General features: G+C 64.3%; 12 protein-coding genes and 1 pseudogene. 11 read left to right on the forward strand and 2 right to left on the reverse strand.

The genetic code is table 11. The annotated features are described in order from the left end of the window. Positions 1 to 3: 3 nt before the first annotated feature. The 11 genes from WAN02_RS23275 (at position 4) to WAN02_RS23325 (ending at position 9096) form a co-directional block, all read left to right on the forward strand. The gene (locus WAN02_RS23275; protein ID WP_264072759.1) at positions 4 to 132 is read left to right on the forward strand and encodes a hypothetical protein; all 129 of its coding nucleotides are present in this window, start codon (positions 4 to 6) and stop codon (positions 130 to 132) included. Further along, a complete protein-coding gene (locus WAN02_RS23280) occupies positions 129 to 833 on the forward strand; it encodes a hypothetical protein (RefSeq protein ID WP_422266810.1) in 705 nt (234 codons plus the stop codon). Before WAN02_RS23275 ends, WAN02_RS23280 begins: the two co-directional genes overlap by 4 nt. A gap of 20 nt (positions 834 to 853) precedes the next feature. Next, positions 854 to 1285, forward strand: a complete 432-nt coding sequence (locus WAN02_RS23285) for a hypothetical protein (RefSeq protein ID WP_422266812.1) — start codon at positions 854 to 856, stop codon at positions 1283 to 1285. Then, entirely contained in the window at positions 1282 to 2331 is a 1050-nt protein-coding gene (locus WAN02_RS23290; protein ID WP_422266814.1) for a dihydrodipicolinate reductase, read from the forward strand. Before WAN02_RS23285 ends, WAN02_RS23290 begins: the two co-directional genes overlap by 4 nt. Further along, positions 2324 to 2746: a hypothetical protein gene (locus WAN02_RS23295; protein WP_422266816.1), complete on the forward strand. Its 423-nt coding sequence runs from the start codon at positions 2324 to 2326 to the stop codon at positions 2744 to 2746. Before WAN02_RS23290 ends, WAN02_RS23295 begins: the two co-directional genes overlap by 8 nt. Positions 2747 to 2770: 24 nt before the next feature. Further along, positions 2771 to 3997 carry a cytochrome P450 gene (locus WAN02_RS23300; protein ID WP_422266818.1) on the forward strand — a complete coding sequence of 409 codons (1227 nt, stop codon included), beginning with the start codon at positions 2771 to 2773 and terminating at the stop codon, positions 3995 to 3997. Between the two features lie 84 nt (positions 3998 to 4081). Next, positions 4082 to 4408, forward strand: a complete 327-nt coding sequence (locus tag WAN02_RS23305) for a hypothetical protein (protein WP_422266820.1) — start codon at positions 4082 to 4084, stop codon at positions 4406 to 4408. Then, the gene (locus tag WAN02_RS23310; protein ID WP_422266832.1) at positions 4405 to 5247 is read left to right on the forward strand and encodes a sulfurtransferase; all 843 of its coding nucleotides are present in this window, start codon (positions 4405 to 4407) and stop codon (positions 5245 to 5247) included. The genes WAN02_RS23305 and WAN02_RS23310 overlap by 4 nt, the downstream gene beginning before the upstream one ends. Positions 5248 to 5426: 179 nt before the next feature. Beyond that, on the forward strand, positions 5427 to 6647 hold the full coding sequence (locus tag WAN02_RS23315) for an acetyl-CoA acetyltransferase (RefSeq protein WP_422266822.1): 1221 nt from the start codon (positions 5427 to 5429) through the stop codon (positions 6645 to 6647). A gap of 1 nt (position 6648) precedes the next feature. Next, positions 6649 to 8163, forward strand: a complete 1515-nt coding sequence (locus WAN02_RS23320; RefSeq protein ID WP_422266824.1) for a carotenoid oxygenase family protein — start codon at positions 6649 to 6651, stop codon at positions 8161 to 8163. Next, positions 8164 to 9096, forward strand: a complete 933-nt coding sequence (locus WAN02_RS23325) for a winged helix-turn-helix transcriptional regulator (RefSeq protein ID WP_422266826.1) — start codon at positions 8164 to 8166, stop codon at positions 9094 to 9096. On the opposite strand, the gene WAN02_RS23330 is transcribed toward WAN02_RS23325, so the two are convergent. After that, a complete protein-coding gene (locus WAN02_RS23330; RefSeq protein ID WP_422266828.1) occupies positions 9093 to 9515 on the reverse strand; it encodes a hypothetical protein in 423 nt (140 codons plus the stop codon). The two genes, WAN02_RS23325 and WAN02_RS23330, sit on opposite strands and share 4 nt — an antisense overlap. Positions 9516 to 9751: 236 nt before the next feature. Continuing rightward, positions 9752 to 9902: pseudogene (locus WAN02_RS23335) on the reverse strand (toxin); the annotation flags it as partial.

The raw sequence follows: 9902 nt of genomic DNA on the forward strand, positions 1-9902 counted from the left end.
ACTATGGATCAGAAGGAACGGCAGCGCAAGAAGGCGCTCATCATCTTGCAGATCGTCATCTACGGCTACCTGCTGCTGATGTTTGGAATTCAGCTCTACATGTCCTTCGCGCGCGGCTGGTGGGAATTGTGAATGTCCCGCTACTGAACCGGCGCCCCGATGACCCGGTCAGCCTCGAGGACCATCACGACGAATCCCGTCTGGCACAACGCCGCGCAGACAAGTGGATGATCGTCGGCGCGGCACTGATGGGGATGTGGGCGCCGGGCCTGATCGGCTTCCCCATCTTCATGCGCGGAGTCTGGCTGCAGCGCCAGGCTTTACGGGCAGGCCTGTCGGTGCGGCCGATGATCGTCACCTTGATCGGTTATCTCGTGCTGATCGACGGAGCACTCAACAGCCTGGGCTGGGCGTTGGATCTCGTTGCCAACCACACGTTGATCAACCGGGTACTGATGGTCGGTTGGGGCAACATGTTCGATGCCGGTTACTTTTGGCACTACAACGAACTGTGGGTCGGCGGCGCCGCCGGCCCCGGCGAGAAAGCGTACGTGGCGGGGCTGATCCTGACGGTGTTCACGATGCGCTGTGCCGCCGCGATCGGTTTCCTGCAGATGAAGCGGTGGGGCCACCAATGGATGATCATCACCTGCTGGATGGGCGTGGTGATCTGGTGCGCCTACGTGTTCAACATGACCATGTACGCCGACGTCCGCTACGCGGGCGTGGTCTTCCCTGTCATCGGCTGGTGGCTCTACGACATCTTCTACATCACACCGTTCCTGGCCATCCCGTATCTGCACACGGTGAACCGCGAAATCTTCACCAACTGAACACTTTAAGGAGCGCAGCTGTGACTTCACCGCCACCCGCACCGGCGTCCACCGAAGACAAGGACCCGGCCGAGGACTTACCCCCCGGCACCACGCCGTACTACGCCAGGATGCACAGATACATCAAACGGGCCGTCATCGTCTGTCTGGTCGCCCTCGTCATCGAAGGTGCCTTCACGCTGCCCTTCATGGCGGTCTACTACGGCTATCCGACGCTGAGCCTGACCCAGATCTGCAGTGAATTACTCAAGGTCCGCTACTCAGACGACACCTTGGAGTGCAAGGTCCCTTATCCGATGTTGGGGCCACCCGAAGGCGCCGAGGGCAAGGACACCGCCCGCGACCAGTGGGGCATCCAGCCGGTTCCGAAATATCACCGGCTGAAATTCCGCGAACTGGTGCGCATCCACGACGCGCGGGTGGCCCGGCAGCATGGCGCTCCGGCTCTGTGACCCTTCGGGTCGTTCAGTGGACGACGGGAAACATCGGTACGAAGTCGGTACACGCAATCGTCGCGAACTCGCTACTCGAGCTCGTCGGATGCTACGCGTGGTCGCCGGACAAGGTCGGGCGCGACGTCGGTGACCTGTGCGGCATCGAACCACTCGGTTTGCTGGCCACCGACGACATCGACGCCCTGTTCGCACTTGAGCCCGATTGTGTGGTGTACAACCAGATGTTCGCCAACGTCGACGATCTGGTCCGCATTCTCGAGGCGGGCATCAACGTCGTCACCACGTCGGAGTTCATCACCGGCCATCGACTCGGCGACGGGCGCGAACGCATCCTCAGGGCGTGCGAACTCGGTCGGTCGACGATCTTCGGCAGCGGCCTGAACCCCGGCTTCATCGAACTCTTTGCGATCGTTTCTGCAGGGCTCTCGGACAGGATCGACCGGGTGTGCATCGTGGAATCGTTTGACACGACGATCTACAACTCGCCGGAGACCGAGAAGATTATGGGGTTCGGATATCCGATCGACTACCCGGACCTGCTGGCGGTGACCGAGGGGGGGTCGGGGATCTTCCGCGAAGCCGTCCTCGTCGTCGCCGACGCGCTCGGGGTTGAGCTCGACGAGATTCGTTGCGAGGCTGAGTATGCCCAAGCCACCGAAGACGTCCACCTGCCCGGCGACTGGGTCATCGCCAAGGGTTGTGTGGCGGGAATCGACGTGAGCTGGAAGGGCTTTGTCGGTGAGCGTGACGTCGTCGAGGTACGTGGGGTGTGGACCAAGGGTCAATCGCTGGCGCCCACCTGGACGATGGGCTTCGGCTACAACATCACCGTCGAAGGCCGACCGACGATCAAGACAACCCTCGCGTTCGAGCCGCCCGCAGATTTCGTCGCAGAGACGATCGAAGAATACATCCTGCTCGGTCTGACCATCACAGCCGTGCCGGCCATCACCGCGATTCCGGCCGTCGTCGCCGCGCCACCCGGCATTGCGACCTATAACGATCTGCCGCTACTACTTCCGCGTGGAGTCATCAATGTCTGAGCAGCGAGATACGCAGCTCCATCACGTCGTGTTCGCCGTTGCGCCGGAACGCCAAGCGGCGCTGGCAAAGATGTTCACCGAACTCGGCTTCAGCTTCGAGAACACCGAGCTGACTGAACTCGGTTTGAAGATTCATTTGGATTGGAACGGCGGCATCGAACTGATCAGCGCGATCCCCGGTGCGACCGCCGATGTGGCGGCGTCCGTCAGTGAGTTCGTGAAGCGCAACGGCGACGGCGTGTACACCGTGGTGCTCCGCGTCCCGGGGGCATCCGAGGCCGAAGCCGTCACCGACCGCTACGGGTCGAAAATCCGCTTCCGGCAGAGCATTTCCGGTGAGGGTTCGTATCTCGACGAAATCGACCTATCGGTCCTCGGCCTTCCGCTGACCTTGCTGTCGACGAATATCCCGTGACGACGCCACCAGCTAGGAGATGTCGTGACCGTTGACGCGGCCAGGCCGAGTGTTTTCGACGCCGGACTACCCACGCTGAGTTATGACCTTACCGACACCCCACAGCAGATCTATCCGCAGTTCCATGCAGCCCAGAAAACGGCGCCGATCGCATTGGGACCCATTGGCCCCGAAGTACTCTCGTATGAACTGGCCCGGACGGTGCTTCGTGATCCACGGTTCGTCATCCCTCCGGGAATTCATCTGTCCGCCCACGGGATCACGTCGGGCCCGCTATGGGACCGAGTCATCCGCAGCATCTTGAACATGGAAGGCGACGAGCACCGCCGACTTCGCAGCCTGGTATCCAAAGCCTTCACGCCGCGGGCGACGGCGGGCCTGGACGACACCATCCACACCGTCGTCAACCAGCTCATCGATCGCGTCGCGAACTCGGGCCGCTGCGAATTCGTCGCGGACATCGCCCGGCCGTATCCCATTCCGATCATCTGCGCGTTGCTCGGTGCACCTCGTGAAGACTGGCAACAGTTTTCACGGTGGGCCGAGGACATCTTCAAGATCGTGAGCTTCGACTGCGATCTGACCGAGGAAGAGCCCGTCATCCTCAAGGCGTGGGCTGAATTCGACGACTACATCGACGACATGGTCGCGCAGAGGCGTCAACACCTGACCGACGACCTGCTGTCCGAGCTGATCGGCATCGAAGATGCGGGCGACCGCCTCGACGCCGGCGAGTTGCGCATGTTGGCGTTCAGCATTCTGGTGGCCGGCACCGACACCACGCGCAGCCAACTGGCGGCATCCATGCAGGTGCTCTGCGACCACCCCGATCAGTGGGCGCTGCTGCGCGACCAGCCCGAACTGGCGATGCGCGCCGTGGAGGAGACCATGCGGCATTCACCGTCGATGTGCAGCACGGTGCGCAGCGTCACCGATGACGTGACGATCGACGACTACACCTTCCCCGCAGGCACTTTCATCCTGGTGAACACCTACGCGGCGAATCGCGATAGCGCCGTCTATGACGATCCGACACGCTTTGACATCGCCCGCGAAGACCCACCACCCATCCTGACGTTCGGCGGAGGGGTGCACTACTGCCTCGGCGCCAACCTGGCGCGACGCGAACTCGCCGAAGCGCTCAAGATCCTCGCCCGCCGCTTGCCGAATCCGCGGCGCATCGGATCGCCGCCGTGGAAGCCGTTGCTCGGCATGAGCGGGCCCACCAGCTTGCCCATCCAGTTTGGCTGATGCGTGAGAAAGTCGATGCGAGCGTACGCCTGCCTGGCAATGTTCCGCCCTACGCCCACAGGCACCCGTGGAATGATGCCCGATATGTTCGACCGCTCTTTTCTCGCTGCGGCTATCGCAGTCACCGCGATCGGTGTGGCGTCGCCCGCGCACGCGGACCCGCCGTGCCCTCCCGGCGGCTGTCCGCACGGCCCGGCCAACAGCCCGTCCTACAAGGACGGCTACAAGTCCGAACACGACTACTTCTCGACCCCGCAGAATCACTCCTATCTCAAGAGCGAGATGCAAAACGGCTACACCGCTGCGAGTGCCTGCCAAGTCGAGATGGGCGGAGGGGCGCCACCGGCGAATCCCGCTGACTGGATCAACGGCTGCATCGACGCTCTGCACGACCTGGGATTCAAGCCATAACCCCCCGGGTACTGATCGGCGTCGCCGAGTTGACCGATCTCATCGACACCGGCCAACCCGCGGCGATCCTCGACGCGCGCTGGCGGCTCGACGAGCCCGACGGGCGGGCGTCGTACCTACAAGGCCATCTCCCGGGCGCGGTGTACGTCTCGCTCGAAGACGAGCTCAGCGACCACAGCGTCACCGGTCGGGGGCGGCATCCGCTGCCCTCCGGACGCAGCGTCGAGGCTGCGGCGCGGCGGTGGGGCGTCCGCCAAGGCGTGCCCACCGTCGTCTACGACGACTGGAATCGAGCCGGTTCGGCGCGGGCCTGGTGGGTGCTGTCGGCTGCCGGCATCGCCGACGTGCGCATCCTGGATGGCGGCCTCGCCGCGTGGCGGTCTGCCGGGGGCAGCCTGGCCACCGACTCGTTCACGCCGCCACCGGGCGACGCGACCGTGCTGTACGAGGATCTCTATAACGGAGCGCTGCCGACCCTGACTGCGCAGCAGGTCGATAACTTCACGCTGCTCGACGCGCGCGCACCCGAACGCTTCCGCGGTGACGTCGAGCCGATCGATCCTGTCGCCGGACACATCCCCGGCGCGAAGAACCTGCCCAGTGGCACTGTGCTCGCTGGTGACGGCACATTTTTGACGCCCGACGCGCTAGCCTCACTGCTCGCGGACCGCGGCATCGACGATGACGGCCGACTGGCGGCGTACTGCGGCTCGGGTGTCACTGCCGCCATTTCGATCGCGGCGCTCACTGCGATGGGCTACCGGGCAGCGCTGTTTCCCGGCTCATGGTCGCAATGGAGTTCCGATGCCGCCAACCCAGTTGCCCGCGGAGACGATTAGTCCGATTCCACGGACTGAGGTTTGTCTCCCGCCTTCGACGGTAATGCGCGTAGAGAGGGGGACGCGTTGGTCGACCGACGCGTTCGCCTAGGTCTCGCCGGTTCAGCCGAGAGCTGGTGAGGCCGTCTATAAATGCCAGATCCGGTGTGTCACTCTCTTAGTTGTAGTAGCGTGCGGTTATGAATACTGACGTCTGGATTCTGGGCGGCTATCAAAGCGACTTCGCCCGAAACCTCACCAAAGAGGGCCGTGACTTCGCGGATCTGACCCGCGAGGTCGTCGACGCCACCCTGATCGCGGCAAAGATGGACGCCGGCGACATCCACGTGGTTCACGTTGCCAATGCATTCGGCGAGATGTTCGCCGAACAGGGTCACCTCGGCGCCATGCCGGCAACCGTGTGCGACGGCCTGTGGGACACCCCGGCGTCGCGGCACGAGGCCGCCTGCGCGTCGGGAAGCGTGGCCGCGCTGGCAGCGATGGCCGATCTGCGGGCCGGCAACTACGACACCGCGTTGGTCCTCGGCGTTGAACTCGAGAAGACCGTCCACGGTGACACCGCGGCGCGTCACCTCGGCGCAGCGGCCTGGACCGGACACGAAGGGGCAGGCGCGAAATATCTCTGGCCGTCGATGTTCGCCACCGTCGCCGACGAGTACGACCGCCGCTACGGACTGGACGAAACCCATCTGCGGGCCATAGCACAGGTCAACTTCGGCAACGCGCGCCGAAACCCCAACGCGCAGACCAGAGAATGGACGGTGCCCGATCCGATCTCCGACGACGACGCGGGCAATCCGCTCATCGAAGGCCGGCTGCGCCGGTTCGACTGTAGCCAGATGACCGACGGCGGAGCGGGAGTCGTCCTGGTCACCGATAAATACCTTCGCGATCATCCGGATGCTCGGCCGGTCGCGCGCATCGCGGGCTGGGGTCATCGCACCGTCGGACTGGGCCTGCAACAAAAACTCGACCGCGCGGCCGACGACCCGTACGTCATGCCGCATGTGCGGGCAGCCGCGCTTGACGCGCTGCGACGCGCACAGGCGAGCCTCGACGATGTGCATGGGATCGAGGTACACGACTGCTTTACTCCCAGTGAGTATTTGGCGATCGACCACATCGGCCTGACCGGACCGGGCGAATCGTGGAAGGCCATCGAAAACGGCGAAATCGAGATCGGCGGACGGCTGCCGATCAACCCCAGTGGCGGGCTGATCGGCGGTGGCCATCCGGTCGGTGCATCGGGAATTCGGATGCTCGTCGATGCGGCAAAACAGGTCAGCGGCGCTGCCGGCGACTACCAGGTCGAGGGCGCGAAAGCCTTTGGCACGCTGAACTTCGGTGGCAGCACCGCCACCACGGTCAGTTTCGTCGTCCGCGCAACCGAAGGAGCGTGACATGGACGTCGAAGTCGTAGCCAAATTCCTGTCGACCCTGCCCGAAGACGACGACCACCCGTACCGAACCGGGCCGTGGCGGCCGCAGACCAGTGAGTGGGACGCCGACGACCTGATCGCCGTCGAGGGAGAAATCCCCCGCGATCTCGACGGTGTCTACCTGCGCAACACCGAGAACCCGCTGCACCCGTCGATGAAGACCTACCACCCGTTCGACGGCGACGGCATGCTGCACGTCGTCGGGTTCCGTGACGGAAACGCCTTCTACCGCAACCGTTTTGTCCGCACCGACGGCTTCCTTGCCGAGAACGAGGCGGGCGGGCCGCTGTGGCCGGGCCTGGCCGAACCGGTGCAACTGGCCAAGCGCGACGAAGGCTGGGGCGCTCGCACCCGGATGAAGGACGCGTCGAGCACCGACGTCATCGTCCACCGTGGTGTCGCGCTGACCAGCTTCTACCAGTGCGGCGACCTGTACCGGATCGACCCATTCTCTGCCGACACGCTGGGCAAGGAGACCTGGAACGGCCACTTTCCCTCTCAGTGGGGAGTGTCCGCGCATCCGAAGGTCGACCCCAAATCCGGCGAGCTGCTGTTCTTCAACTACAGCAAGCAGGCGCCCTATATGCACTACGGCGTCGTCGACGAAAACAATGATCTGGCACACTACGTCGACGTTCCGCTGCCCGGCCCCAGGCTGCCGCACGACATGGCCTACACCGAGAACTACGTCATCCTCAACGATTTCCCGCTGTTCTGGGATCCCGAGCTGCTCACGCACGACGTGCATCTGCCGCGGTTCTACCCTGACATGCCGTCACGCTTCGCGGTGCTGCCACGCCGCGGCGGCACCGGCGACATCCGGTGGTTCCAGGCCGATCCGACCTTCGTGCTGCATTTCACCAACGCCTACGAAGACGGCGACGAGATTGTGCTCGACGGATTCTACGAAGGCGCGCCGCAGCCACTCGACACCGGCGGAACGAAGTGGGACAAGCTCTTTCGCTTCTTGGCGCTGGATCGGCTGGAGGCCCGACTGCACCGGTGGAGGTTCAACTTGGTCACCGGCGAAGTCAAGGAAGAGCAATTGTCAGAGTCCATCACCGAATTCGGGACGATCAACCCGGACTACGCCGCCGGCAACTACCGCTACACCTATGCGGCCACCGGCAAGCCGGGCTGGTTCCTGTTCGACGGGCTGGTCAAGCACGACGTGCGCACCGGAGGCGAACAGCACTATCAGTTCGCCGACGGGGTCTTCGGAAGCGAGGCCGCGATGGCCCCGCGACTGAATTCCTCCGGCGAGGACGACGGCTACCTGATCACGCTGACCACCGACATGGACGCCGACGCATCCTACTGCGTGATCTTCGACGCCGCACGGTTCAGCGACGGGCCGGTATGCAAAATTGCTCTGCCCGAACGAATTTCCAGCGGCACCCACGCCACCTGGGCGCCGGGTGCGCAGTTACGCCGTTGGCATGATGCCGACTCCCCCGCCGGCGCGATCGGACTCTGAATGCCGCCGGCGACGCCCACGCTGCTCAGCCCCGGCGGCACCAACGCGGTGGGCCGGATCCTCGGCCTGCTCGGTGACGAGTGGACGTTGTTGATCATTCAGCAGGCGTTGCTGGGCGCGACCCGCTACGGCGAATTCATGGCGCGGCTGCCGATCTCGAATTCGGTGCTGGCCAGCCGCTTACGCGTGCTGACGGATAACGAGTTGCTGGTCCGCACCGTGTATCAGACCCGGCCGGTGCGCGCCGAGTATCTGATCACCGCGCGCGGACGCGCCTTCTGGCCGGTGCTGTTGTCGATCTGGGAGTGGGAACGACGGTGGGTGCCCGATCGCATCGACCGGCTTCCGGCGATGCATCACACGTTGTGCGACAACGACTTCGCGCCGACCTTGACCTGCCAATCGTGCGGTGAGGCGGTGACCGAGAAGGAGGTGGCGGCGCGCTGGGGCCCGAGCGGTTCGTGGTCGCGTTCGGTGCCCGAGGCGATCACCCGTCGCCGGTCGGCAGCCGATGGTGAGCGCGGTCAGGCCGGGTTGTTCCCCGAGACGATGAGCGTGTTCGGAAACCGCTGGGCGGCTGCCCTGTTGGTGTGCGCCTTCCTCGGAACCACCCGCTTCACCGATTTTCAGACCCAGCTCGGAGCGACGCCGTCGCTGCTGACTCAACGGTTGCAGACGTTCTGCGCCAACGGTGTGCTGTGTGTATCGCGGCAGGCCGGGCCGGCGCGCGACCACTACCAGCTGACCGAGAAAGGGCGGGCGTTCTTCCCGGTGATCACCGCCGCGTTGCAGTGCGGGCAACATTGGTTTCACGCGCCGGAGGGCCCGGCGGTGGCGATCACCCATCTCGGCTGCAGCAAGCCGTTCGTCGGGCAACTGAACTGCGACCAATGCGCCCAGCCACTGAAGGGCGCACACGTCAGCGTCAACTAGCGATTTCCCCGTAGCGAGGACGCCAACGCCCATATCGAACAGAGCATCGCAGCCGATGCTGCAACGCCGCCGACGTACAAGCCGTAGGCCGCCGATACCGGCGGCTTGACGTTCACATGGTAGTACCGGACCATCAGTGCGACGACTACCAGCGAGATCACCAGCGCCGCAACCGATGCCGGCTTCACCGACAATCCCCTGCCGACCATTGCACCCGCCACCAGCAGGGCCGAAGACAGCAACACGATCAGCTGACCCGGCCCGAACCCGTGCGGCAGATGCAGGCTGCCGATGCTGCCGCCGATCGCGTTGGCCCAGCCGCCGCCGCTGATACCCGTGGTCAGCCACGGCAGCCATGCGCTCACCGACACGATCGCGGCACACAGCGCCACCATCCAGCCGGGGCGTATGCGGGGCATAGTGCGACAGTAGCGGCTAACGGCCGGTGGGCGTTGTCATCCGATCTAGTGGTCACATCAGACTCGGGTGGATCGGACTGTTCGTCGTGCCCGGCTATCAGCGACAAATACCCTGGGGGCCTTAGTTTGTCGCCGTGAGGCGGGCAAAGTATCACTGGCCTGTTGCCTCAGAGGCCTGTGTGGCGGATGTGGTTGACGGCTTCAACAGCGCGCAGCGCCAGTCCCGCGAAGTCGCCTCAGGCAGGCGCGAAGACCGTGACGAACCTACGCAGCGATTCGCGGATATCGCTCTTCAACGCCGCGGCGACCATCATTCCGATGGGGCCGAACAACGCGGGGCCCCCGAGGTGCACATCGAGGCTTACCACCGAGTTGTCACCCTTGGGT

It is taken from the genome of Mycobacterium sp., from assembly GCF_049281135.1.
Taxonomy (GTDB): domain Bacteria; phylum Actinomycetota; class Actinomycetes; order Mycobacteriales; family Mycobacteriaceae; genus Mycobacterium.

Excerpts from the sequence above, each read along its gene's own strand:
- WAN02_RS23315 (WP_422266822.1), top strand. The coding sequence starts at position 5,427 with ATGAATACTGACGTCTGGATTCTGGGCGGCTATCAAAGCGACTTCGCC.
- WAN02_RS23330 (WP_422266828.1), bottom strand. The coding sequence starts at position 9,515 with ATGCCCCGCATACGCCCCGGCTGGATGGTGGCGCTGTGTGCCGCGATC.
- WAN02_RS23275 (WP_264072759.1), top strand. The coding sequence starts at position 4 with ATGGATCAGAAGGAACGGCAGCGCAAGAAGGCGCTCATCATCTTGCAG.
- WAN02_RS23325 (WP_422266826.1), top strand. The coding sequence starts at position 8,164 with ATGCCGCCGGCGACGCCCACGCTGCTCAGCCCCGGCGGCACCAACGCG.
- WAN02_RS23320 (WP_422266824.1), top strand. The coding sequence starts at position 6,649 with ATGGACGTCGAAGTCGTAGCCAAATTCCTGTCGACCCTGCCCGAAGAC.
- WAN02_RS23295 (WP_422266816.1), top strand. The coding sequence starts at position 2,324 with ATGTCTGAGCAGCGAGATACGCAGCTCCATCACGTCGTGTTCGCCGTT.
- WAN02_RS23305 (WP_422266820.1), top strand. The coding sequence starts at position 4,082 with ATGTTCGACCGCTCTTTTCTCGCTGCGGCTATCGCAGTCACCGCGATC.